The following is a 24,136-nucleotide window of genomic DNA, read 5'->3' as shown; positions in this document are numbered from 1 at the left end:
AAATCAATGCATTTCGAAAGGTAAGCGACATGAGCGATGCTCTGACACTTCCGGCCGAGACGCGCGAACGGGCTGGCAAGGGAGCCTCCCGTGCACTGCGTCGCGAAGGCCGTGTCCCCGCCGTGATCTATGGCGGCAAGGAAGAACCCATCACGATCCACGTGGAAGCCAAGGAACTGGTTCGCCAGCTCGGCACCGGCCACTTCATGAACTCGATCGTCACGATCGAGCTGGGTGGCAAGAAGATCAAGACTCTCCCCAAGGACGTGTCGCTTCACCCCGTCTCCGACCGCCCCGAGCACGTCGACTTCTTCCGCCTCGCAAAGGGTGGCAAGATCGAAGTCCAGGTTCCGGTGGTCTTCGTCAACGAAGAAGCCTCGCCGGGCCTCAAGAAGGGCGGCGTTCTGAACGTTGTCCGTCACGAACTCGACCTCGTCTGTGAAAACGACAAGATCCCCAGCGAGATCGAAATCGACGTTACCGGCAAGGAAGTCGGCGATTCGATCCACATCAGCGAAGTCACGCTGCCTGAAGGTGCCGAAAGCGCCATCACCGATCGTGACTTCACCATCGCGACCCTCGTTGCTCCGTCGGCGCTCAAGAAGAGCGAAGGCGCTGAAGGCGAAGGCGAAGAAGAAGTACCGGCAGACGGTGTCGCCGCGACCGAACAGGGTCCGGACGATGACGCTGCTGAAGAGCAGGAAGAAAAGAGCGAAGACTAATTCGCACTTTCCGCTCGGAAATCACCAAGGCGCCGGTCTCGCAAGAGGCCGGCGTTTTGCTTTTGGGCAAGCTATCGCTAGAGGGCTCGAATGCAGATCTGGACAGGCCTTGGAAATCCCGGACCGCAATATGCGATGCACCGGCACAATATCGGTTTCATCGTGTGCGACACGATCGCCGAGATGCACGGTTTCGGCCCGGTTCAGAAGAAGTTCTCCGGCTGGGTCCAGGAAGGCCGCATCGGCAACGAGAAGATCGTCCTTCTCAAGCCCGCAACGTACATGAATGAAAGCGGTCGCGCCGTCGGCGAAGCCATGCGCTTCTACAAGCTCGACATCGAGGACCTTACCGTCTTCCATGACGAGCTCGATCTCGCGCCCTTCAAGGTCAAGGTTCGCCGCGGCGGCGGGCTTGCGGGCCACAACGGCTTGCGCTCGATCAACCAGCATCTCGGGCCCGATTTTCGCCGCGTGCGGATCGGCATCGGCCATCCAGGGAGCAAGGACCGTGTCACCGGCCACGTGCTCGGCAACTACGCCAAGAGCGAGATGGACGACCTCGCCGGAATGCTCGGCGCGATAGGCGCAGAGGCCGAATGGCTGGCCAAGGGAGAGGATGCGCGCTTCATGAACGATGTGGCGCTGCGCATGCAGGAATAAGAACAGCATTTTCCTGCATTTAACCAAATATTTGGCGATACGCTGGCATAGCGATTGCCCTCAACATGCCAAAGAAAATTGCCGCCTTTCTGGTCTTCCTCATGATTGCCTTCCAGGCAGTCATTTTCTTCGCGTCGGAAATGAGCACCAGTGCTCGGATAACCACGCTTGTACTGGTATCGATAGCAGCCGCGACCACGATTTTCGGCGACCTTTACAAACGAACCCTCATCCGATTGCTCGGCGAGGCGATAGCCGATGAGAACTGTGGCGAAGAATTCGATGTGGACGCTGCTTTTGAGCGGGCCATGCGGCGTCGCGGAAAGACCGCTCAGGATTTCGATAAGCCGCTCGGGTGAATGACAGGCCGCGCGTGGGCGACATTCGAATTGCCGACTTGGCGCAAACCTGTGTAGCCTTGCTATCAAAGTGAGGAGAGCTGCACATGCCCGAGATCAATCGCCGTACCCTGCTCGCCGGAGCCGCCGCCACCGGCGTTGTTGCAGTTGCAGCCCGCGCTGCTCAGGATGACATGCTGACGCCCCCTGCAGACATGTCGGGCAAAAGCGTGCTTATAACCGGCTGCTCATCCGGTTTCGGAAGGCTGATGGCAGAAGATTTCGCTCGCAAGGGCGCAAAGGTCTTTGCGACCATGCGGAACCTTCCGCGTCCCGAAGCCGACGAACTTCGTACACTGGCTGAAACCGAGTCGCTCGACCTCCACGTGATCGAGATCGACGTTACCGACGATGCGCAAGTCGCTGCCGGCGTTGCCGAAGCGGAACGCATGGCTGGTGGCGGCATAGACGTACTAATAAACAATGCGGGTATCTCCACCGCAGGGCCTATCGAAATCCAGGACATGGCGGCGACCAAGCTGCTGTTCGACACCAATGTCTACGGCCCGCACCGCCTCGCAAGGGCCGCCCTCCCCGCGATGCGCGCCCGCAAGTCCGGCCAGATTTTCAACGTCACATCTCAGCTCGGCCGCGTGATGATCCCCGGTTTCGGCCAGTATTCACCGACCAAGTTCGCCCTCGAAGCGATGAGCGAACAGATGGCCTACGAGCTCGTGCCTCATAATATTGACGTTACCATCATTGAACCGGGCGGCTATCCGACCAAGATCTGGGACAATGCCAACCGACTGACTCTGGGCCTGCTTGAGCGCGCCGAGCAGAAACACCTCGCAGGCTACCCCGCCATGATCGAACAGCTTCGCCAACGCGGCAGCGGCGGCGGCAATACCGACCCGATGGACGTGCCCAACGCTATCGCGGCAATCATCGCCATGCCTCCCGGAACCCGCCCGCTACGCCAGCCTGTCCACCCTGGCCCAAAGCCACAGGTCCCGATTAATGAGGTCAGCGCCAAGGTGCAGCTCGATTGGCTCGGTGAAAGCCCGTACGGCCCGATGATCAAGGCGGTTCACAACGCGTGATCCTCTGGCCATTGCTGGCCACCGGCGCTAAGGGCGCGGCCAACACATTATTTCCGGAGTAATCGATGGGTTTCCGTTGCGGGATCGTCGGCCTGCCGAATGTCGGCAAGTCCACCCTTTTCAATGCACTGACCGAGACGCAGGCTGCACAGGCTGCGAACTATCCGTTCTGCACGATCGAACCGAACGTGGGCCAGGTTTCCGTGCCCGACGAACGTCTCGACAAGATCGCCGCGATCGCGGGTTCCGCCAAGGTCATTCCGACACAGCTTGCCTTCGTCGACATCGCGGGCCTCGTTAAGGGTGCGAGCCAGGGTGAAGGCCTCGGCAACCAGTTCCTCGGCAACATCCGCGAGGTGGACGCCATCGTCCACGTCCTGCGCTGCTTCGAAGACGACGACATCCAGCACGTCGCCAACAAGGTCGATCCGATTACCGATGCCGAAGTGGTCGAGACCGAGCTGATGCTGTCGGATCTCGAAAGCCTCGAGAAGCGTGTCCCGGCAGCCGAGAAGCGCGCCACCGCCGGCGACAAGGAAGCAAAGATCACCGCGAGCGTTCTCGGTCAGGCCCTGCAGCTGCTGCGTGACGGCAAGCCTGCCCGCCTCACCGAACCGAATGATGAGGAAGAGGCACGTGTCCTGCGACAGGCACAGTTGCTGACCGCCAAGCCCGTGCTCTACGTTTGCAACGTGGGCGAGGAAGATGCTGCCAAGGGCAACGCCTTCTCGGAGCTCGTCTTCACGAAGGCTGAGGCCGAAGGTGCACAGGCAGTCGTCGTTTCGGCGGCCATCGAGAGCGAGCTGGTCGCGATGGATGCCGAAGATCGTGCTGAATACCTCGCCGAACTGGGTCTGGAAGAAAGCGGCCTCAGCCGCGTGATCAAGGCTGGTTACAAGCTGCTCGGCCTCAACACCTTCTTCACCGCCGGCCCCAAAGAAGCGCGTGCATGGACCTTCCCCGAAGGCGCCAAGGCACCCCAGGCCGCAGGCGAAATCCACACCGATTTCGAACGCGGCTTCATCCGCGCCGAGACCATTGCCTACGAGGACTTCGTCGCCCTCAACGGTGAAAGTGGTGCGCGCGAAGCGGGTAAGCTTCGCCAGGAGGGCAAGGAGTACCTCGTCAAGGATGGCGACGTGATGCTCTTCAAATTCAACGTCTGATCCAATCCGGAAGGTCGCCAAGATGAAAAAGCTCGCTGCCGCCCTCGCCCTTGCCGCTATCACGGCGCTGCCAGCTTGCGCACCGCAGGTCGAGAGCGTCTCGGCAGCAACCGTAGAAAGCCGCGAGCCGGTCACGATCCTCGTGTCGATTGACGGCTTCCATCCGGACTATCTCGATCGCGGCATCACGCCGGCACTGTCCGCGCTCGCCGACGGCGGTGTGAACGCGGAGATGCGCCCCTCCTTCCCGACGAAAACCTTCCCCAACCACTGGACGCTGGTGACGGGCCTCGTCCCGGACCATCACGGCATCACCGCCAATCGGATGGAGGACCAGGGCAGACCGGAAGAGACCTTCACCATGGCGACGGTGGATCCGTACTGGTGGAACGAGGCCAAGCCCGTCTGGGTCGAGGCGGAAGAAGCCGGCATCCGCAGTGCCGCCATGTTCTGGCCCGGCTCGGCAGTGCCATGGGGCGGCACCGCTGTACGTTTCGGGCCTTTGATGGACGGCATCCTGCCGAGCGACTGGCAGCAATTCTCGATGCAGGTTTCGAACACGCAGCGCGTGAACTCGGTGCTCGACTGGCTCCGCCGTCCCGAGGATATCCGCCCGGGGTTCGTGACGCTCTATTTCGACACGGTGGACACGGCAGGACATGACGACGGTCCCGAAGGTGAAGAAATCGACGCAGCGCTCCGCGATGTCGACGCGCACATCGCAATGCTCGTCGAGCAACTGCGTGCGATGCAGCAGCCGGCGAACCTGGTGATCGTCTCCGACCACGGCATGGCCCCGACCAGCTCGGAACGGGTCATTGCCCTCGATGAACTCTTCGACAGCTCACTCTACCGCCTCGTCGAAGCCGGTGCCTACGCCACATTCGAACCGGCCGAGGGCAAGTCGCGCGAATTCCGTGAGGCCATCCTTGCCGATCACGCCAACATGACGTGTTGGGCGAAAGAGGACATTCCGGCGCGCTACAACTACGGCACGCATGACCGTATCCCTCCCTACTTCTGCCTGCCGGAAACAGGCTGGACCATTTCCCGTTCGCGCTCCTCCGCCAACTGGAGCGGCGGCAACCATGGCTATGACCCCTACTCGCCCGAGATGAAGGCGCTATTCATCGCCAACGGTCCGGCTTTCCAAGCGGCGACGACATTGCCTATTTTCGACAACACCGATGTTGCGCCGCTGCTGCGCCACCTGGTCGGTCTGCCGCAGGCGCAACGTGCAGACGGTTCGCTCGACAGCCTCAAGCTAGGTCTCGCAAGGGACTGACCAAACACTAGGAACACTCCGCCTCGCCTGCCGTTAGGCATTCAAACAAGGGGAGTATTCCGGTGGTAGACAAGTCCGAGAAGTTCAATTGGCTGGTGCGCGTTGGCTATCTGAGCCGCGCGATCCTTTATTTCGTTCTCGGCCTGGTCGCCCTGACGAGCGCCAACCAGATAGCCGAAGGCACCAATGGCATCTTCGAGGCCATCAAGGCCTATCCGGCGGGCACTGCGATCCTTTGGATCATGGTGCTGGGGCTGTTCGCCTATGCCCTCTTCCGTTTCTGCTCGCCGCTTTTCGACATCGAGAACAATGGCTCCGATGCCAAGGGTTGGGGCAAGCGGATCGGCCATGCCGGTAGCGGCGTGGGCCACCTCGCCCTCGCCTATTCGGCCTACCAATTCGCCAACAATAGCGGCGGGTCCTCCGGCGGAGGGGCACAGGAAGCGGCTTCCGGCGTACTTTCGATGGACTTCGGCGGCATCGTTCTCGGCCTGCTCGGCATCGCCCTGTTCGTCGCCGCGGCCTTCCAGGCAAAGAAGGGGATCACCGGCGAATTCATGCAGCGCATCAGTGGGCAGGCACCCAGTTCGGTCCGCTGGCTGGGCCTTGCAGGCTACCTCGCCCGTGCAGTCGTCTACACTGTGATCGGCTGGTCGCTGTTCAAGGCAGGCTTCATGTCGAGCGGTGCAAGCGAGATAAAGACACTCGGCGATGCCGTAGCCAGCCTCGCTGGCGAAGGGTTCATCTTCACGCTGACCGCAGTCGGACTGCTCCTATTCGGGGTCTACAGCCTCATCCAGGCGCGCTACCGGATCATTCCTGAACTCGATAGCGATGCCGGAGTGCCGCAATTCAGGGCGTGACTTGAAACATACCCCCTAGGGGTATAATTCACGCGCATGACAAAGACCGCACAACTCTACCGGATGGTGATGGACAAGCATGTCTGTCCCTATGGCATCAAGGCCAAGTGGCTGCTGGAAAAACACGGCTACACGGTCGAGGACCATCATCTCTCCACCCGCGAGCAGACGGACGCTTTCAAGGAAGAGCACGGGGTCAAGACGACACCGCAGGTCTTCATCGAGGGCGAGCGGATCGGGGGCTACGATGCCCTGCGCGAACACTTCGGCACCCGGCGCATGGCGGAGGGCGAGAAGAGCTACAGGCCCGTCCTTGCGGTCTTTGCCGTCGGCGCCGCGCTGGCAGTCTCCCTCAGTTTCTTCGTCTACCAGGCGCCGTTCACGATCCGCGCCGCGGAATGGTTCGTCGCGTTTTCGATGGCCATGCTGGCAATGCTGAAACTGCAGGACGTCGAGCAATTCTCCAGCATGTTCGTCGGCTACGACCTGCTCGGTCGTCGTTTCGTACCCTATGCCTACGCCTATCCGTTCCTCGAGGCGACGGCGGCGGTACTCATGGCGGGCCGTTTCCTGCCTTGGCTCTCGATCCCCATAGCCCTCTTCATAGGCACCATCGGCGCGGTGAGCGTCTTTTATGCGGTCTACATCCAGAAGCGGGACATCAAATGCGCCTGTGTGGGCGGCAGCGCCAGTGTCCCGCTGGGCTTCGTGTCGCTGACAGAGAACCTCGCGATGATCGGCATGGCTGTTTGGATGTTGCTTCGCCCGACGCTGTGAGCCACAGCAACGAAATGAAGTTCTACGAAGACATCGAGGTCGGCACGAAGAACGCCTTCGGCCGCTACGAAGTGACCCGTGAAGAGGTGATGGATTTCGCTTCGAAGTACGACCCCCAGCCCTTCCACCTCGATGACGAGGCGGCTGCACAGACGCATTTCGGGCGTTTGTCCGCGAGCGGCTGGCACACCTGCTCGATGACGATGGCCATGATGGTCGAGAACATGAAGGATGAGAAGTCGGCCGGTCTCGGCTCTCCGGGCGTCGACCAGATCCGCTGGAAGAAGCCGGTCTACCCCGGCGACACGCTGCGCTGCGAAACCGAAATCACCGAAAAGCGCCGTAGCGCTTCACGCCCGGAGATGGGCATCTTCAAGAGCCGCATCCGCACCTATAACCAAGACGATCAGGTGGTCTTGGAGATGGTGTCGAACGGGCTCATCAGGACCCGTGACCCGGAAGGGTCAGACTAGGCTCAGGCCCCGCATTGGGTCAGGCCCTCTGCTCGGTAGACGACGGCATCACTACTGTCGCGCACCGTTAGAAGCCCGCGATAATCGCTTGTTTCCATGCCTGATTTCTCACCGCTCGCCTCGTCGAGGTCGAGAGTGAAGGAGTATTCGAGCCCGTCATACTCTCGGCGTGCCAGATATGGGAGTTCAGCACTCCCCTTGTCCGCGGCAAAGCGCAGCAACTCGCCATTGCGGATGACATAGCCCTCGTCGGCCATCGCGATAGCGACCGCGCCCAGTCCGCCGCCATCGGGCACAAAGCTGCAGCCGGCGCCGTACAGCTCGAATTTCTCGATCTCGCGATAGCGGATAGGGTCGAGCACTAGTTGCTCTGCCGGAGCATCCTGGTTCGCCTTCACCTCGGCGACATCGCGCGCATCGGCTGCTGCTTGTTCCTCTGGGGTGGGGCCGCAAGCTGCGACAATCAGGGCAAGACCGGCCGCAATCCAGCGCATCAATGTCTCCCGAAGAGTTTCTCGACGTCTTCCATCGAGAGTTTGACCCATGTGGGCCGCCCGTGATTGCACTGGCCCGATCGCGGCGTGCGCTCCATTTCGCGCAGCAGGGCGTTCATCTCGTCGACGCGCAAGGTGCGCCCTGCCCTGACCGACCCGTGACAGGCCATGGTCGCAAGCACGAGGTCGAGCTTTTCGCCGAGGTGCAGCGCCTCGCCATTGAGTGCGAGATCGTCGTCGATATCACGCAGGAGCTTTTCCGGATCGGTACGAGCGATTGCGTGCGGCAGGCTTCGGACCAGCATGGCCGAAGGACCGAAGCGCTCAATTGCGAGGCCGTGCTGAGCGAGCGTGTCCGCGGCTTCCTCGAGCCGGTCGCAGCTCGTTTCGTCGAGTTCCACGACCTCCGGAATGAGCAGCGCCTGGCTGCGTGCGACTGCCTCTTCGGCGCCGGCCGCTTTCAGGCGCTCAAGCACGAGGCGCTCGTGTGCCGCATGCTGGTCGACGAGAACCAGTCCATCCTTCGCCTCGGCGACGATATAGGTATTCGCAACCTGACCGCGCGCGATGCCGAGCGGATAGTCCTGCGCTTCGGCAGCGACCGGCGTAGCTTCCTCGGCGCGCCCCTGCGGCGCCGCCATCACGTCGGTATCTGCGCCGCGCCATGCCTGCGACGGTTCGGAGACGCGCTGCTGCGGCGACGACCAGTCCCGGCCTTCGAAGATCGAGCGGAGCGCCGGCGCGGGTTCTTCGCGAACCGGCTCCTGCTGCCAGCGCGACATCGCGCCTGCATCGGGAGACTGCGCACTGCGCTTGTCCCCGGTCGCTAGCGCGCTCCGTAGGCCGGAGACGATGAATCCGCGCACCGCCTGCGCGTCACGGAAGCGCACTTCGGTCTTCGCGGGATGGACGTTCACATCCACCTCTTCGGGCGGGAGATCGAGGAACAGCGCGAGCACCGCATGGCGATCACGTGCCAGCATGTCGGCATAGGCACCACGGACCGCGCCGGTCAGCAGGCGGTCCTTCACCGGACGACCGTTCACGAACAGGTACTGGTGATCGGCAATCCCGCGATTGTAGGTCGGCAGGCCCGCAATTCCGGTGAGCCGCATGGGCCCGCGATCGAGATCGATGGCGACGCCATTTTCCTTCAGCTCGCGCGCCACGACCTGCGCCACGCGATTGGCCAGCCCTTCTCCGCCCTGCAGGCCGAGAATGCGCCGTTCGCCATGATCGAGCGTAATAGCCACATCGGGCCGCGCCATCGCGAGGCGCTTCACGACATCGAGGCAGGCGGCATATTCGCTGCGTGGCGTTCGCAGGAACTTGCGCCGCGCGGGGATCTTGCCAAACAAGTTCTCGACCCGCACGCGCGTTCCGGGCGGCAGAGCGGCAGGTCCTTCCGAAACCAGCTCGCCGTGATCGACCACTCGTTTCCAGCCCTGCTCGGCGCCCTTGGGGCGACTTTCGAGCGAGAAGCGCGCCACGCTGGCGATGCTGGGCAATGCCTCTCCCCTGAAGCCGAGCGTTGCGACCTGCTCGATCGCCTCGTCGGGCAGTTTCGAGGTGGCGTGGCGCTCCAAGGCGAGCGCCATCTCGTCCGGAGTCATTCCGCAGCCATCGTCGGTCACTTCGAGGCTCGTCAGACCGCCTTCGACCAGCTTCACGGCGATCCGTGTCGAGCCCGCATCGATGGCGTTTTCGACCAGCTCCTTGAGTGCCGAAGACGGGCGCTCGACCACCTCGCCAGCAGCGATGCGATTGACCAGATTATCGGGTAGGCGACGTATTTCAGGCATGGACATCACAACATAGCGCCGAAACGGCAGAAATCCGAGACGATACGAATTCCTATCCCCCGTCGAAATTACGGAAATTTTTGGCTTTCGGAGCGTAATATCGCTAAAGCACCGCCACCGCTTTCCCCCGGGCGCAAACGAGCGGTGCGATTCACATCTTTCGCTAACCCCGCATTACACGGATTACGACACCAAAATGGGCTTCTGGAACAACCTCTTCAAATTCGGCGTGCAGAACATGGCTATCGACCTCGGTACCGCCAACACGCTGGTCTACGTGCAGGATCAGGGCATCGTCCTGAACGAACCGAGCGTGGTCGCGCTCGAGACGATCAACGGCATGAAGCGGGTCAAGGCCGTGGGTGACGATGCGAAGATGATGATGGGCAAGACGCCCGATTCCATCGAGGCAATCCGTCCGCTGCGTGACGGCGTGATCGCCGACCTCGACGTGGCCGAAGAGATGATCAAGAGCTTCATCAAGAAGGTCACCGGTCGCAAGAGCCTGATGCGTTACCCCGAGATCACGATCTGTGTCCCTTCGGGCTCGACTTCTGTCGAACGTCGCGCAATCCGTGACGCCGCTTCGAACGCCGGCGCTTCGCAGGTCTACCTGATCCTCGAGCCGATGGCCGCAGCTATCGGTGCAGACATGCCCGTGACTGAACCGGTCGGCTCGATGGTCGTCGACATCGGCGGCGGCACCACCGAGGTTGCCGTCCTCTCGCTGCGCGGTCTCGCCTACACCACTTCGGTCCGCACCGGCGGCGACAAGATGGACGAAGCGATCGTCTCCTATGTCCGACGACACCACAACCTGCTGATCGGTGACAGCACGGCAGAGCGTATCAAGAAGGATTACGGTGTCGCTCGCCCGCCCGAAGACGGTGTCGGCGAGCAGATCACCATCAAGGGCCGCGACCTCGTGAACGGCGTGCCTAAGGAAATCACCATCAATCAGGGCCACATCGCAGAAGCCCTTAGCGAACCGATCGGGGCCATCGTCGAAGGCGTGCGTATCGCCCTCGAAAACACCGCTCCCGAACTGGCAGCCGACATCGTCGACCAGGGCATCGTCCTGACCGGCGGCGGAGCGCTGATCGGCGGGCTCGACGAGTATCTTCGCGACGAAACCGGTCTGCCGGTCACCATCGCGGAAGATCCGCTGTCCTGCGTTGCTGTGGGCACGGGCCGTGCCATGGAAGACCCGATCTATCGCGGCGTATTGATGACCGCATAAGCGAAGAAGGGGGCAGACCATGGCGCCGAGCGGCCAGCGGCGCTCCACTTATTCCAAGCGGGCGCAATACAATCTGTTCACCGGCTACATCGTGGCCGGTCTCGGTGCCCTCATCGGCGCTGTGCTGCTTGGCGTTTCCTTCTTCCAGCCCGACCTTTTCGGCGGCCCACGCGGCGTGGCACAGGATGCGGCCACTCCGGCTACCGAGACCGTTGCGACAGTAAGGACGGAATCCAAGGGATTGTGGGATTCGATCAGCGGCTATTATCGCGCTGGATCCAAGAACGCCGAGCTGCGTCGCGAGATGGAGCTGGCGCGTATCCGCCTGGCCGAAGCAGAAGCCATCCGACAAGAGAACGTGCGCCTCAAGGGCCTGCTGGACCTTCAGGACAAGGACCGTACTCCGGTCGCCGTTGCGCGGCTGGTTGGCTCGTCCGCTGCGAGCACGCGGCGTTTCGCCTATCTTGGTGCTGGTGCGGACGACGGTGTCGAAGTCGGCATGCCGGTGCGGAGCCCGCGCGGCGTAGTCGGCCGCATTCTCGAGACCGGCGGTTCGTCCTCTCGCGTCCTGCTGCTGACTGACAGCGAGAGTGTGCTGCCCGTCCGCCGCGCCGGAGACGAAGTCGTCGCCTTCGCGGAAGGCCGCGGCGACAGTCTGCTCAGGATCAAGCTCATCAATCTCGGCATCAATCCGCTGGAGCCCGGCGACATGTTCGTGACGAGCGGTGCAGGCGGCTACTATCCGCCCGGGATCGCCGTGGCGATCGTGACCGAGCTCACCGATGATGGCGGGCTCGCGCGCATCGTCAGCGATCCTGCCGCAACCGATTTCGTCGCTGTCGAACCGATCTTCGAGCCCGATGCCGCCATCGGCGCCCAGACGCCCATCGAAGAGGAACTGACCGACTGATGGAGCGCAATGATCCGCGAGCGCGTAGTGACGCCTATGGAAGCAGGATCAATCGCTCGCACTCCCCCTGCTGGCGAACATCATTCCTTGGGCCAGCATACTTATAGCTTCACTTTTGCCGATATTCGCCGTTGCAGCTGCCCTCCCGATGGTGCCGCCGCTCGGATTCATGCTGCTCATCGCATGGCGCCTCGTCAGGCCGGGACTGCTGCCCGTGTGGGCCGGCTTCCCGCTCGGCCTGTTCGACGATCTCTACAGCGGCCAGCCCTTCGGCTTTGCGATCCTCACGTGGTCGGTGTTCCTGCTCGTGATCGAGCTGATCGAGAACCGCTGGCCTTGGCGCGCCTTCTGGCAGGACTGGTTCACAGCCTGTATATTGATCGCCATGTACCTTCTGGTGGGTTGGCTGCTTTCCGGTGCCACCCCCACGCTGCATTCGCTCATCGGTGTCGTGCCCCAATTCGTGCTTTCCATTCTGATCTTCCCCCTCATCGCTCGCATGGTCGCATGGTTTGACGACCTGCGCCTGCGACGCTGGAAGCGCGTCTGATGGGTCTGTTCAAGAAGCGGGGCGTCCGTAACAAGCCCAAGGAGCTGGTCAGCCAGACCACCCTGGAAAACGCCTTTAACCGACGTACCTTCGTTATCGGAGCCGGCATGGGCGGGATCGGCGCGATCCTTGCCGCGCGCATGGGCTACATCGCGATTGCAGAGAACGAGCGCTGGGTGCTGGAATCGGAAAGCAACCGCGTGAACCTTTCGCTGATCCCTCCGCGCAGGGGCTGGATCCTTGACCGCAATGGTGCTCCCCTCGCCTCCAACCGCGCAGACTTCCGCGTCGACGTGATCCCGGACAGGATGGAAGATCCCGAGCGCACGCTCGATGCGCTTGCCGATATCCTCGACCTGCCCGAAACGACCATCGCCGACATCACCAAGCGCATCGACGAGGCGCGCGGCTTTCAGCCCATCGAGGTGGCGACGGGTCTCGACTATGACGAATTCGCCGCAATCAGCGTGCGACTTCCTGACCTTCCCGGCGTCGTGCCGCAGCGCGGCTTCTCACGCTTCTACCCGACCGGACCTAGCGTCGGGCACCTGCTCGGCTACGTTGGCCCCGCCTCGGCCGAAGAATACGAGGAACGGCCCGACCCCATCCTGATCACGCCCGGCTATAAGATCGGCAAGGACTCGCTCGAGCAGCAGTTCGAAGAAGAACTGCAGGGCGAGCCCGGCGCGCGCAGGGTCGAAGTCACTGCATCGGGCCGCATCGTGCGCGATCTCGAAACACGCGAGGACACTCAAGGCAAGCCGGTACGACTGACGATCGACGGCCCGCTGCAGGACTATGCTGCGCGGCGCATCGGCCTAGAAAGCGGATCCTGCGTCGTGATGGATTGCGAGACGGGCGACATCCTGTGCATGTCCTCGATGCCCAGCTTTGATCCGAACAGCTTTTCCGCCGGCATCGGGCGCGTGGAATATGCCATGCTGCGTGACGACGAGCGCGTGCCCCTGCGCAACAAGGTCCTGAAAGGGCTCTATCCGCCTGGCTCGACGGTCAAGCCGATGCACTGCATGGCTTTCCTCGATGCTGGGGTGAAACCGGAAGAGACCATCGTCTGCGGCGGCGGACGGCGCGTGGGTAACCGCTTCTTCAATTGCTGGAGCAATCACGGCGTGGTCGATATGGCAAAGGCCATCTACCAGAGCTGTGACAGCTATTTCTATCACTTCGCCCAGCAGGTCGGCTTCGAGAAAGTCGCCGAATGGGCCCACAAGACCGGTCTCGGCGAAGAGTTCGATCTCCCGGTGACGAGCCAATTCTACGGAACCGTGCCCGAGCCCGACTGGAAGCTGCGCAAGTTCGGGCGAGAGTGGCAGTCCTACGATACGGTCAACTCATCGATCGGACAGGGCTACTACCTGACCAATCCTCTGCAGCTGGCGGTCATGACGGCCCGGCTTGCGACCGGCGATAAGGTGATGCCGCGTCTCCGGCTCGACGAGAAAGTACCGGAATTCGAGCATTTCGATTTCACGCCGGACCAGATTGCGTATGTTCGGCAGGCTATGAGCGATACGGTCAACGGTCCGGGTACCGCGGGTCGCGCGCGCCTTCCCATCGATGATGTGCTTATGGCCGGCAAGACCGGGACGGCACAGGTCGTCTCGCTCAGCGTGTCCGACGGCAAGACGGGCCCATGGAAGTTCCGCGACCACGGGTTGTTCGTTTTCTTCGCGCCCTTCGACAAGCCAAAATACGCTGGCGCAGTGGTCATCGAGCACGGAGGCGGTTCGGGTTCCGCCTACCCGATCGCACGCGACGTGATGACCTACCTTTTCGATCCGGCAAAGGGCCTCGAAGCGCTCCGCGCGCTGGAAACGCAATGGGGCGGGACGGCCCAGCAGCGCCTCGATGCAAAGTATCGGGCCTATGCCGCCGCGAACGGGGCCTCGGTGCCGCCCATACCCACGCGAGATGACGATATCTTCGATAAGGTCGAGGCCGAGGCTCGTCTTGCCGCAAGGCAAGCCGAACAACTCGGGGATTCGGTCACCCCTCGACGCGAGGACAACGAGGCCACCAGCCAGATCAGCCGCGCACCGCCCTCCGCGCAGACGCCAGACAGGCCGGCGACTGCCGCCACCGAAGTGCCGGAGGCAGGCGAATGAGCGGTATCGTCCCGGATCCGGTAGCCCGCCAGCCATGGCAGATGCTATTGCCGCTCTTCGCGCTGATCATGTTCGGCGCGTTGGTGCTGACATCTGCCGCAGCCGGCGATTTCGACGCATATGCACGCTCGCACCTGCTGCGGTTCGGCATCCTCTTTGTAATGGCTGTGGTCATCTCGCGTTTCTCGAAAGAGTTCGTGAGCTTCTTCACCTACCCGGCCTATCTCGTGATCCTGGTTCTGCTGATGGCGGTGGAGATCGTCGGCCAGGTCGGCGGCGGTAGCCAGCGTTGGCTCGAAGTCGGACCGATCCGCATCCAACCTTCGGAACTGATGAAGCCCGCCGTCGTGGTCGCTTTGGCGAATTACTACGGCTCACTGCCTGTCGGCATGATCCCGAATTGGCGAGCACTTATGCCTGCTGCCGGTATTATCCTTGCGCCGATGGCCTTCGTCCTGCTGCAACCCGACCTTGGTACTTCGCTGGCGATCGCTTTCGGCGGAGGTGTCGTGATGTTCCTCGCAGGGCTTCCACTGCGCTGGTTCGTCTTTGCCGGGATCGCCGGGGTTGCCTCGTTGCCGCTTGCGTTCTTCTTTGCGCTCCAACCCTACCAGCAGGACCGTGTGACCACCTTCCTCGATCCCGAGAGCGACCCGCTTGGCGAAGGCTACCAGATCACCCAGTCCAAGATTGCCATCGGCTCCGGAGGGATCTTTGGGAAGGGCTTCAACGAAGGTTCGCAAAGCCACCTGCGCTACCTGCCCGAGCCACACACCGACTTCGTCTTCGCCACTATGGCGGAAGAATGGGGATTTCTCGGGGGGCTCTTCGTCCTAGGCGCATTCGCCATGATCCTGCGTTGGGGCCTCTCGGTCGCGCGCAACGCGAACGACCGTTTCTCGAAACTTCTGGCAGCAGGCATGACCGCGACGATCTTCTTCTACGTTGCGATCAACCTGCTGATGGTGATGGGCTTCGCCCCCGTCGTCGGCATCCCCCTGCCCTTCATCAGCCACGGCGGCAGTTCGATGATGACCAACATGATCTGTATCGGAGTGTTGATGATGGTCTATCGCTGGAACCAGAAGGCTCCGCGCACCGGCCTCATCACCTAACCTTCAGATCGTTATGAGGCCCAGCCTGAGCCCCTTCACCGTCGCCGCAACGCGGTCTGTCACCTCCAGTTTCTCGTAAAGCCGCCTGACGTAAGTCCGCACGGTGTCGGGCGAGATCTTCAATATTTCCGCAATCTCGCTCGCGCTTTTGCCACCGGCCATCCAGCCCAGGACCTCTCGCTCGCGGTCGGACAATTCCACCCTTGCCTCATCTTCGGAGGTAATCTGGCAAATCCGGACGTGGGCGGCCTGCACCACGCTATTCATGAGCATGACAAGCCCCTCAGACAATTCCTGCGGCGGCATATCGAAAATCATCGTAGCGTAACCGTTTCGCGAACGTGGCCCGTAAAGGGCGAAGCTCGCACCGTTTCCCATTCCGAAAGACCGCATCCTGGCGAAGTAACGCATGGCGTCCGGATCGTCTTTCGAAAGCGCGATGGCTTCATCCCAGAAGAGAACCGGCGGATTTTCGAAGGTCAGTCGGGGGACCGGATCGCTCCTGATCAGGCCCTCGCTTACGTAGGTTTTCTCCCACTCGCGCGGGAACCCTTCGGCATGGACGAACGCCCCTCTGGCAATCGGCGAGCCGAAAATCGGGAAGTAATGGTAACTAAATGCCAAGACACCGCGCTTCGACCCGAACAAAATGACGTATGTGAGGATTTTCTCACAATCATCGAGACGTTCGAGTTCTGCTACGAATTCCTGCATTTGTTGATCCAAAAGGTGGCAGTCACCCGCTCAGGGGACTACCAATTATCTGAAAAGAATATATCGGGTCTCAAAACTTCGAGCAAGCGAATGAGAGAGCGCTTGCGATTCGCAAGGAAACACTTGTGTCTGGTCGCATCAGCTCTCACCCGAAGAGCACCCTGGATTTCGAGCAACTCGATTGCTCAAAGATTGCCGAACTTGCAGGTGACGGTGCCTGCAGGGTCGTGCTTGAAACAGTCTGCACCCGAGCCCGCGAGGGGCTTGAAAGCACCGTTTGGGAAATCCACAAGTCGACCGGCCTGCCGCTGCACGAATCTTTCGCTGCGCTGCGTACGCTCGAGTATGGCAAGGTCATCGAAATACGCGACAATCCCAGCGATCCGTTCGGGGCGACAATCTGCCTTCTCCTCGAAGGGATCGAAGTGATGAACAAGCGAAATGTCGCCTGAGGCAATTTTGCCTCTTTCATTCGCGGAAGCAGCCGCTATATGAGCGCCTCCCCCGAGTCGGGGGCCGCCCGCACCACCGGGCCGGACACGGAAAATAAGCCGTGAGAGTGGACGCATAGCTCAGTTGGTAGAGCAGCTGACTCTTAATCAGCGGGTCCTAGGTTCGAGCCCTAGTGCGTCCACCATTTCCCCTTTCTTCAGATCGACATCGAGCCGCGTCTTGCGTCGAGTCTGCGCCTGGCGCACATCCGATGTGATGTTCGATTGCGTATCACATTTCGATGTGATACCAGCTGCGAGCATGGATACGATCGAAAAAGTCCGCACCATCGTCGGCACTGGTCTGATGACCCGAGCCGGCCTTGCCCGCGCCGCTGGTCTTCACGCCAACACGTTGCGCGATTGCGCCGAAGACGGCTGGAACCCCACCGCCGAAACACTAGGTAAGCTCGAAGCCTTCCTCGAAGCCAATGACGAGACCCCCGTCATCGTCGGCGCAGAGGAAATCATCGACGAGGCCCGCAACGGCCGCATGTTCATCCTGGTCGACGACGAGGACCGCGAGAACGAGGGTGACCTCGTCATCCCCGCGCAGATGGCCACGCCGAACGCAATCAACTTCATGGCGACGCATGGCCGTGGCCTCATCTGCCTCTCGCTCGACACCAAGCGGGTGAAAGCTCTCGGCCTCGAGCCGATGAGCCGCGACAATCGCGAGAGCATGCAGACCGCCTTCACTACCTCCATCGAGGCGAAAACCGGCGTCACTACCGGCATCAGCGCAGCAGACCGCTCGCGCACGGTTTCGGTCGCGATCGACCCGAGCAAAGGCCCCGAGGATATCGTCACCCCCGGCCACGTCTTCCCCCTGACTGCCCGCGACGGCGGCGTGCTCGTGCGTGCCGGTCATACCGAAGCAGCCGTCGATATCTCGCGCCTTGCCGGTCTCAACCCCTCGGGCGTAATCTGCGAGATCATGAAGGACGACGGGACGATGGCCCGCCTCGACGATCTCGTCGCCTTCGCGCGCAAGCACGACATGAAGATCGGCACGATCTCGCGACCTGATCGAATACCGCATGCGCCATGACCACCTTGTCGAACGCATCGCCGAGGACAGCTTCACCTCCGACTACGGCGGCGCGTGGAAGATGCTGACCTACCGCAACACTGTCGACGGCAGTGAAAGCTATGTCCTCCAGAAGGGCGAAGTGAAGGGAGGCCAGCCCACCCTCACCCGCGTCCACCCGATCTCGATATTCGACGACGTTCTCGGCAAGCCCGGGCCGCGCAAACGCACCCTCCAGCGCGCCATGGAAGCGGTTGGCGAGCACGGCTCTGGCGTCATCGTGATCATCACCGGCCGCCCTGCGACCGGCTACGGCGAAAACGAGGCCCAGCGTAATGTCGGCATCGGCTCGCAGATCCTCGCCGACCTCGGTATCGAGGACATGATCCTGCTCAGCAATTCCCAGCCCAATGTCGTCGCGATCGAAGGCTACGGCCTCAACATCGTCGACCACAAACCCATTCCGGAGTGAACCATATGGCCAATTTCCTGATCGTCGAAGCGCGTTTCTACGACCACTTGAACGACATGCTGGTTGCCGGTGCCAAGGCCGCACTCGAAGCCGAAGGGCACTCGGTCGAGGTCCTGACCGTTCCCGGCGCACTCGAAGTGCCGGGCGCAATCGCCATGGCTGCCGAGAGCGGCCGTTATGACGGCTTCGTGGCCATCGGCGTGGTGATCCGCGGCGAGACTTACCACTTCGAGATCGTGGCGGGCGAGAGCGCACGGGGGATCATGGCGCTGACGATGGACGGTATCGCCATCGGCAACGGCATCATAACGACCGAAAACGAAGAACAGGCGATCGTCCGCGCAGATCCGACCAAGAAGGACAAGGGCGGCGAAGCAGCCAAGGCTGCGATGGCGCTGCTCGACCTGCAGGGACGTTTCGGAGCCTAGTCGGCTCCGTCCACCAACCCGGTCAATCCGAGCGGCGCGAACGGCCCGATGATGAGCTGTTCGAACACGCCCAGCCCTTCGCTGCCGTCGCTTCCGTTAACGCGCACAAGAGTTTGTACGTGCAGGTTCTCGGGTGCGAGCGGATCGATCGCGTCGAGTTCTATCTCCTCCCGCTCGACGCGGAGCTTGCCGTGATGCAAGCCGTGGTTCCACTCGGGATGCGTGTAGCCGATCCCGCGCATCTGGAAGCGTCCCAGCGGTTCGAACGTAACCTGCTCCGGCGCGCCCTTCACCGCTAGCGACAAGGTTCCACCGGCCGGCCATCGCGTGCCGGGCAACAGGCGCGTGCGCATGCTGCCGTGCCCTTCGGCAATGTCTCGAGCATCAGCGCCGTCACCTGCCCAGGCCGCACGGGTATTCCATGCCTTCCCGCTCGGGTCGTTGTTCACATGGAAGAACAGGCTGCCGTTCGCGAAACCGATCGGGGTCCATTGCCAGAAGAATGCAGGCACCGGCGCATCGGGCATGGGCTGCATGTCACGCGCGCCGACCGGCCTGATCCCCCAGCTGCGATCGCGCGTGCCGGCGGTGCCTTCCGACATCTCATGACGCTCGCCATCTAGGGATATCCAGCCCTCGTAATGGCCGTTCTGCGTCATCCGCGTGTAGTCCATGAAAGCGCGCGGCCCGATCCTGTGTGTGAAGCGTGGCTCCTCGATCGGGAATGCGCGGCCCGTGAAAGTGAACTCGCCGGCAATCCCGTCGGTCTCGTCTATCGTGACTTTAAGTGCGTGCAGCGGTTCGACGATCTCGATCGAGATCGGCCCAACCCGCATCGCCATCCGTTCCATTCCCATCTCGGCGCTCGCATGGAGGCAGTATTGCACCCCGCCCCGGATGAAGCTGAAATGCGCATCGGCCACATCGAGATGCGGGTAGATGCCGAAGGCGCAGGCAAAGAATCCGCTCCCGTCGGGCGCATAGCCATTGAAGAAATAGCGATCGTAGAAATTCCGGTCCATCCCGGAATAGGCAACCGGCTCGGGCGTCTGGTGGATCGGAAATTCGTCCCCGCGGGAAAGTACCATCAAGCTGCCTCCTTCAACGCGCCGATACTGTCATGCTTCAGGGCCAGTGCGCAGGCCCCGCGTGCCATGGACAAGAAGTTGTCGTCTCCACGCTCGGTCCGCTCGACGAATGCCGCGCTGAACACTGCAGTCGAAACGCCGTGGAGAATGCCGCGGCGGTAATCCTGCGCAATATCGGCGCGCGTTAGTGGAACGGCCCTGTCCGCCATTTCGGCGAGATAGAGATGAAGCAGCTCATCCTCGTGGTCGAGACCGAGCTTGCCTATCCCGCAGCCGAGGAAATAGCCTACGTCGATCATAGCCTTGCCGACGGTCACCGTCTGCCAGTCGAGGATGGCGATTGGTTCCTTCCCGCCGCAGATGTCGAACAACATGTTGTCTAGCCGGAAGTCACCATGGACGAGGCACTGTGTCTCCGGCTCGCGCCGGAAATAGTTCGCCGACAAGCCCGCCAGCTCTTCGCAAATTTGCATGTACTCGCCCTCGAGCGAGTCTGCGTAACGCTCGCGGAAGATAGCCTGCGCTTGCGGATACATCGCGCCGACCTTGTCCCCGAGATCCTCGGGCGGCTGGATCCAGTCGGCCTCGATGATGTCGGCCCTGCCCCAGCTGGGCGCGTGGATCGCGGCCGCCTGCCGGATCGCCGCGCGGGCATGCTCGATGCCACATCCCGAGATCTGGTCGCCTTGCCGTGCCGGCCCCATGTCCTCGAACAGCAGCGTGAATTCCGCCCCGTCTTCGCTCACCTCGGCAAGATGGGTTTTCGGGACGCGCACGTCGAGCAACGGCGCCGCCTGGCGATAGAACTGCACTTCCTTGCGATAGAGGCCGAACATGGCCGCCGTGCCCCGGCTTGTTGCGTCGGCGGCGGGAAACTTGCCTGCCAGCGTCGCAGGAACATCGTCGCCCTCGAGATGGAAACGGGCACTGTCGCCGACCTGCCCCGTACCGATCGGCTCCCAGCTCACGCTCGTGACCGGCCGCCCGAAAATCTCGGACAGCAACTGCGGCGTAACCTCGTCCGGATGCACGGGAAAATCGCGCAAAGCCCCTCTCCCACAAAGAGCAATTGCAGGAACGCTAACCCGCAAGAAGCGTCGTGGCAATCATGGGAGCATGCAAATCATGAACGGACCGCTGGAGTGGATCGCCTCGATCGGCACTGTGATCGCCGCTTCCATGATCGCATTCGATCTTGGCCGACGGGCAACCGCCTGGGGGTTCATCCTGTTCTGCGCCGTATCCTGCCTCTGGATCTATATCGGCCTGAGCGAAGACGCGATGCCGCTGGCCGCGATGAACGGCCTGCTGCTCCTCATCAACGCATGGGGCGTTTACCAGTACTGGTTCCACCCGAAGAACCGGGCGGGCGACTAGCGTCTCAGCAGATGATCTTGCCGAGGCAATCGCGCCCTGCGTAGATCGCGCTGTCGCCAAGCTCTTCCTCGATACGGATGAGCTGGTTGTACTTGGCAAGGCGGTCCGAACGCGCAAGCGAGCCGGTCTTGATCTGTCCGCAATTGGTCGCAACCGCGAGATCGGCGATAGTCGCGTCCTCGGTCTCGCCCGAACGGTGCGACATCACGGCGGTGTATCCGGCGCGGCTTGCGATATCGACAGCGTCCAGCGTCTCGGTAAGCGTGCCGATCTGGTTGACCTTCACAAGCAACGAATTCGCAAGTCCCTGATCGACACCTTCGCGAAGGCGCTGCGGGTTGGTGACGAAGAGATCGTCACCGACCAACTGGACATGCTTGCCGATCCGGTCGGTCAGCGCCTTCCAGCCTTCGAAATCGTCTTCCGCCATGCCGTCCTCGATCGAGCGGATCGGGTATTCGGCGCAGAGCTTGTCGAGGTATTCGGCCATCTCGTGACCGTCGAGCGAGAGGTTCTCGCCCGAAATCTCGTACTTCCCTTCCTTGAAGAACTCGGTCGATGCACAATCGAGCGCAAGCACGACATCTTGGCCCGGTTTGAAGCCCGCCTGTTCGATCGAAGCCATGATGAAATCGAGCGCGTCGCGCGTGCTCGCAAGGTTCGGAGCGAAGCCGCCCTCATCACCAACGGAGGTCGCCAGCCCCTTCTCGTGCAGCTTCTTTTTCAGCGTGTGGAAGATTTCCGCACCCCAGCGCACTGCCTCTGCAAGGCTGTCCGCGCCAACCGGCATGACCATGAATTCTTGGATGTCGATCGGATTGTCGGCATGCTCGCCGCCGTTGATGATGTTCATCATCGGCACGGGAAGGACGTGAGCCGATACGCCGCCGATATAGCTGTAGAGCGGGAGACCACGGGCATTCGCTGCAGCCTTGGCCGAGGCCATGCTGACACCGAGGATACCGTTGGCGCCGAGCCTTCCCTTGTTCGGCGTATCGTCGAGCGCGATCATGGCGTGGTCGACGTCGCGCTGGTCCTCGGCATCGAAATTGCCGACCAGCAGGTCGCGGATTTCGGTGTTCACCGCATCGACCGCCTTGGTGACGCCCTTTCCGAGATAACGACCCTTGTCGCCATCGCGCAGCTCGACCGCCTCATGGGCACCGGTCGAGGCACCCGACGGCACTGCCGCACGGCCGAAGCTGCCGTCTTCGAGAAGGACATCGACCTCCACCGTGGGATTGCCCCGGCTATCGAGGATTTCACGGGCGTGGATGTCGATGATCGCGGTCATGGAAATTTGCACTCCGGGGACAGGTGTTGTAATTTAGTAGAACACCCCCAAATCGAGGGTAGGAAAGCGCTCTATTCGCCGGAACATCGGCGCGCAAGTTGCGTTGCACCATAGAAGACCCTGTTTGCTTCCAAGCAGCGGGAAATGAATACGAATTGAGGGCAAGGACAAGAGCAATGTCAGAAACGACTGGATCGGGCGCGACCAAGAAGCGCAAAACGAGCGCCGCAAAGAAATCAAGCACCGCCAAGAAGCCGCGCAAGACCGTGGCGAAGAAAGGCGCAGCAAAGGAGACCACCCCCGTGACCAACACTGCAATTACCGAAACCAACGCCGACCATCGCACCGAAGCCAAGAGCCGTTTCAACGCTGCTCTGGAAGAAGCTAAGGCAGGTGCCGCCGCACTCAAGGCAGAAGGCCACGAACGCGCCGCCGCCTATCGCGGTCAGGCCAAGAGCAAGGGCGACGACTGGGTTGCCGAAGCTAAGGCCTATGGCGCAGACGCCAAGGTCAAGGGCAAGGAGCTCGCCACCGAAGGTAAGGTCAAGACCAGCGACGGCATGCGCACGCTGAGCCGTACCATCAGCGAAAACGCACACCAGGTCGACGAGAAGCTCGGCGCGAAATACGGCGACTATGCCCGTAGCGCATCGACCGCTCTCAATGACTATGCCTCCAAGCTCGACGAAAAGAGCGTGGACGATCTGGTCGAGGACGGCCGTGAATTCGTCCGCAAGAGCCCGGGCACCGCGATCGGCATCGCCGCAGTCGCAGGCTTCCTGCTCTCGCGCCTGTTTCGTCGCTAATCGAAAGCGGCTACGGGGGCTCGATGGTGGACAGCGAAACTCAGGATCGGGCGGACTATGAAGGTCCGCTCGACCTGCCCGACGACTACGAGCCCGAAGAGGAGGATCATGGTGATCCGGGACCGTCCCTGACCGACGATCTCGTGGCCTTGCTGGAAGACGGCAAGACCTATGCCGAGGCCGAAATTGCCTACCAGAAGAGTCGCGCAGGCTTCACCGCGAATCGCCTCAAGGGCGCCATTGCTTTCGGGATTGGCGCCTTTGGCGTGTTCCATCTTGCGCTGATCGCCTTCACGGTGGGTGCGGTCATCGCATTGATGCCCCTCCTCGGTCCGTGGGGCGCGACAGCGCTGGTTACCGTGATCCTCATTTTGGCCGGTGTCATCATGCTGCGTCTGCTCAAGGGCCGCATCGACGACATTCGCGATGCTTTTTCGGACGGTAACGATGAGTGACCGCAGGGCCCGCATGCTGGAGGACAAGTACCTGCGCGACTCTGCGCGGGCGCTGGTCGAGGCCGATATCCAGCACATCAAGGCGGACTTCGCGCACAAGGGCCTTGGCGAGCGCGCGATGGACCGTGTCACCGAGGGTGCGATGGACCTTTATGAGGAAGCCATCGATGTCGCGGAAGATAATAAGGGCGCCCTCGCCGCACTCATTGCAGCAGTCGTGGTATGGTTTGCGCGCAACCCGCTGATGTCTCTTTTCGGCCTTGAGCCGGATGGAGACGATGACGAGTGGGACGGGCGCGACGAACCGGCGGAACACTGACCGCGCCAAGACCGTTGGTCAGGTGAACACAAATTCAA

The 24,136-nt window shown here is 61.8% G+C and carries 26 protein-coding genes, 1 tRNA gene and 1 pseudogene; 22 read left to right on the top strand and 6 right to left on the bottom strand.

The genetic code is table 11. The annotated features are described in order from the left end of the window. The first annotated feature begins 29 nt into the window (after positions 1–29). The 9 genes from ACZ1G8_RS12630 (at position 30) to ACZ1G8_RS12590 (ending at position 7,387) form a co-directional block, all read left to right on the top strand. Positions 30–722 carry a 50S ribosomal protein L25/general stress protein Ctc gene (locus tag ACZ1G8_RS12630; protein ID WP_472679694.1) on the top strand — a complete coding sequence of 231 codons (693 nt, stop codon included), beginning with the start codon at positions 30–32 and terminating at the stop codon, positions 720–722. A 90-nt stretch (positions 723–812) separates the two neighbouring features. Continuing rightward, positions 813–1,382, top strand: a complete 570-nt coding sequence (gene pth, locus ACZ1G8_RS12625) for an aminoacyl-tRNA hydrolase (protein ID WP_472679693.1) — start codon at positions 813–815, stop codon at positions 1,380–1,382. A gap of 65 nt (positions 1,383–1,447) precedes the next feature. Then, entirely contained in the window at positions 1,448–1,741 is a 294-nt protein-coding gene (locus ACZ1G8_RS12620) for a hypothetical protein (protein WP_472679692.1), read from the top strand. Between the two features lie 86 nt (positions 1,742–1,827). Further along, positions 1,828–2,823, top strand: a complete 996-nt coding sequence (locus ACZ1G8_RS12615; RefSeq protein ID WP_472679691.1) for an SDR family oxidoreductase — start codon at positions 1,828–1,830, stop codon at positions 2,821–2,823. 65 nt (positions 2,824–2,888) lie between these two features. Then, complete coding sequence (gene ychF, locus ACZ1G8_RS12610) at positions 2,889–3,989, top strand: redox-regulated ATPase YchF (protein WP_472679690.1); 1,101 nt, start codon at positions 2,889–2,891, stop codon at positions 3,987–3,989. A gap of 22 nt (positions 3,990–4,011) precedes the next feature. Next, entirely contained in the window at positions 4,012–5,274 is a 1,263-nt protein-coding gene (locus tag ACZ1G8_RS12605; RefSeq protein WP_472679689.1) for an alkaline phosphatase family protein, read from the top strand. A 62-nt stretch (positions 5,275–5,336) separates the two neighbouring features. After that, a complete protein-coding gene (locus ACZ1G8_RS12600; RefSeq protein WP_472679688.1) occupies positions 5,337–6,137 on the top strand; it encodes a DUF1206 domain-containing protein in 801 nt (266 codons plus the stop codon). A 36-nt stretch (positions 6,138–6,173) separates the two neighbouring features. Beyond that, positions 6,174–6,914: a MauE/DoxX family redox-associated membrane protein gene (locus ACZ1G8_RS12595; protein ID WP_472679687.1), complete on the top strand. Its 741-nt coding sequence runs from the start codon at positions 6,174–6,176 to the stop codon at positions 6,912–6,914. A 14-nt stretch (positions 6,915–6,928) separates the two neighbouring features. Next, positions 6,929–7,387 (top strand): MaoC family dehydratase, encoded by a 459-nt coding sequence (locus tag ACZ1G8_RS12590; RefSeq protein ID WP_472681252.1) that lies wholly within the window; start codon positions 6,929–6,931, stop codon positions 7,385–7,387. Between the two features lie 2 nt (positions 7,388–7,389). Here the strand turns inward: ACZ1G8_RS12590 and ACZ1G8_RS12585 are convergent, their stop codons facing one another. Further along, entirely contained in the window at positions 7,390–7,881 is a 492-nt protein-coding gene (locus ACZ1G8_RS12585; protein WP_472679686.1) for a hypothetical protein, read from the bottom strand. Beyond that, entirely contained in the window at positions 7,881–9,683 is a 1,803-nt protein-coding gene (gene mutL, locus ACZ1G8_RS12580; protein ID WP_472679685.1) for a DNA mismatch repair endonuclease MutL, read from the bottom strand. The genes ACZ1G8_RS12585 and mutL overlap by 1 nt, the downstream gene beginning before the upstream one ends. A 196-nt stretch (positions 9,684–9,879) precedes the next feature. Here mutL and ACZ1G8_RS12575 point away from each other — a divergent pair, with 196 nt between their 5' ends. The 5 genes from ACZ1G8_RS12575 (at position 9,880) to rodA (ending at position 15,624) form a co-directional block, all read left to right on the top strand. After that, positions 9,880–10,923 (top strand): rod shape-determining protein, encoded by a 1,044-nt coding sequence (locus ACZ1G8_RS12575; protein WP_221428522.1) that lies wholly within the window; start codon positions 9,880–9,882, stop codon positions 10,921–10,923. A gap of 19 nt (positions 10,924–10,942) precedes the next feature. Then, the gene (locus ACZ1G8_RS12570; protein ID WP_472679684.1) at positions 10,943–11,833 is read left to right on the top strand and encodes a rod shape-determining protein MreC; all 891 of its coding nucleotides are present in this window, start codon (positions 10,943–10,945) and stop codon (positions 11,831–11,833) included. Positions 11,834–11,981: 148 nt separating this feature from the next. Continuing rightward, entirely contained in the window at positions 11,982–12,383 is a 402-nt protein-coding gene (mreD, locus tag ACZ1G8_RS12565; RefSeq protein ID WP_472679683.1) for a rod shape-determining protein MreD, read from the top strand. Then, entirely contained in the window at positions 12,383–14,509 is a 2,127-nt protein-coding gene (mrdA, locus tag ACZ1G8_RS12560) for a penicillin-binding protein 2 (RefSeq protein WP_472679682.1), read from the top strand. Before mreD ends, mrdA begins: the two co-directional genes overlap by 1 nt. Further along, a complete protein-coding gene (gene rodA / locus ACZ1G8_RS12555) occupies positions 14,506–15,624 on the top strand; it encodes a rod shape-determining protein RodA (RefSeq protein WP_472679681.1) in 1,119 nt (372 codons plus the stop codon). Before mrdA ends, rodA begins: the two co-directional genes overlap by 4 nt. A gap of 3 nt (positions 15,625–15,627) precedes the next feature. On the opposite strand, the gene ACZ1G8_RS12550 is transcribed toward rodA, so the two are convergent. Further along, the gene (locus ACZ1G8_RS12550) at positions 15,628–16,338 is read right to left on the bottom strand and encodes a helix-turn-helix transcriptional regulator (RefSeq protein WP_472679680.1); all 711 of its coding nucleotides are present in this window, start codon (positions 16,336–16,338) and stop codon (positions 15,628–15,630) included. Positions 16,339–16,565: 227 nt separating this feature from the next. Between ACZ1G8_RS12550 and ACZ1G8_RS12545 the strand changes: the two genes are divergently transcribed. The 4 genes and pseudogenes from ACZ1G8_RS12545 (at position 16,566) to ribH (ending at position 18,759) form a co-directional block, all read left to right on the top strand. Beyond that, on the top strand, positions 16,566–16,790 hold the full coding sequence (locus ACZ1G8_RS12545; protein ID WP_472679679.1) for a hypothetical protein: 225 nt from the start codon (positions 16,566–16,568) through the stop codon (positions 16,788–16,790). Between the two features lie 109 nt (positions 16,791–16,899). Beyond that, a tRNA-Lys gene (locus tag ACZ1G8_RS12540) sits at positions 16,900–16,975 on the top strand. Between the two features lie 161 nt (positions 16,976–17,136). Continuing rightward, positions 17,137–18,331: pseudogene (gene ribB / locus ACZ1G8_RS12535) on the top strand (3,4-dihydroxy-2-butanone-4-phosphate synthase). Positions 18,332–18,336: 5 nt separating this feature from the next. Further along, positions 18,337–18,759 (top strand): 6,7-dimethyl-8-ribityllumazine synthase, encoded by a 423-nt coding sequence (ribH, locus tag ACZ1G8_RS12530; protein ID WP_221428529.1) that lies wholly within the window; start codon positions 18,337–18,339, stop codon positions 18,757–18,759. On the opposite strand, the gene ACZ1G8_RS12525 is transcribed toward ribH, so the two are convergent. Together ACZ1G8_RS12525 and ACZ1G8_RS12520 are read right to left on the bottom strand one after the other, a co-directional pair. Beyond that, complete coding sequence (locus ACZ1G8_RS12525; protein WP_472679678.1) at positions 18,756–19,847, bottom strand: Rv3169 family protein; 1,092 nt, start codon at positions 19,845–19,847, stop codon at positions 18,756–18,758. The two genes, ribH and ACZ1G8_RS12525, sit on opposite strands and share 4 nt — an antisense overlap. Then, positions 19,847–20,893, bottom strand: a complete 1,047-nt coding sequence (locus tag ACZ1G8_RS12520) for an aminoglycoside phosphotransferase family protein (RefSeq protein ID WP_472679677.1) — start codon at positions 20,891–20,893, stop codon at positions 19,847–19,849. The genes ACZ1G8_RS12525 and ACZ1G8_RS12520 overlap by 1 nt, the downstream gene beginning before the upstream one ends. Positions 20,894–20,972: 79 nt before the next feature. On the opposite strand from ACZ1G8_RS12520, the gene ACZ1G8_RS12515 reads away from it, so the two are divergent. Further along, positions 20,973–21,224 (top strand): hypothetical protein, encoded by a 252-nt coding sequence (locus ACZ1G8_RS12515; RefSeq protein ID WP_221553656.1) that lies wholly within the window; start codon positions 20,973–20,975, stop codon positions 21,222–21,224. Positions 21,225–21,228: 4 nt separating this feature from the next. Here the strand turns inward: ACZ1G8_RS12515 and eno are convergent, their stop codons facing one another. Further along, positions 21,229–22,518: a phosphopyruvate hydratase gene (eno, locus tag ACZ1G8_RS12510; RefSeq protein ID WP_472679676.1), complete on the bottom strand. Its 1,290-nt coding sequence runs from the start codon at positions 22,516–22,518 to the stop codon at positions 21,229–21,231. A gap of 176 nt (positions 22,519–22,694) precedes the next feature. Between eno and ACZ1G8_RS12505 the strand changes: the two genes are divergently transcribed. Genes ACZ1G8_RS12505 through ACZ1G8_RS12495 form a run of 3 tightly spaced genes read left to right on the top strand, consistent with a single transcriptional unit; the run spans position 22,695 to position 24,098 of the window. Continuing rightward, the gene (locus tag ACZ1G8_RS12505; protein ID WP_472679675.1) at positions 22,695–23,324 is read left to right on the top strand and encodes a hypothetical protein; all 630 of its coding nucleotides are present in this window, start codon (positions 22,695–22,697) and stop codon (positions 23,322–23,324) included. A 23-nt stretch (positions 23,325–23,347) separates the two neighbouring features. Then, the gene (locus ACZ1G8_RS12500; RefSeq protein WP_472679674.1) at positions 23,348–23,779 is read left to right on the top strand and encodes a phage holin family protein; all 432 of its coding nucleotides are present in this window, start codon (positions 23,348–23,350) and stop codon (positions 23,777–23,779) included. After that, positions 23,772–24,098, top strand: coding sequence for a hypothetical protein (locus ACZ1G8_RS12495; RefSeq protein WP_472679673.1), 327 nt, complete (start codon positions 23,772–23,774; stop codon positions 24,096–24,098). Before ACZ1G8_RS12500 ends, ACZ1G8_RS12495 begins: the two co-directional genes overlap by 8 nt. Positions 24,099–24,136 lie beyond the last annotated feature (38 nt).

Source organism: Qipengyuania sp. BR81-2, from assembly GCF_055693895.1.
The sequence above is the reverse complement of the archived record's forward strand: the minus strand, read 5'-3'. Positions and strand labels throughout refer to the sequence as shown.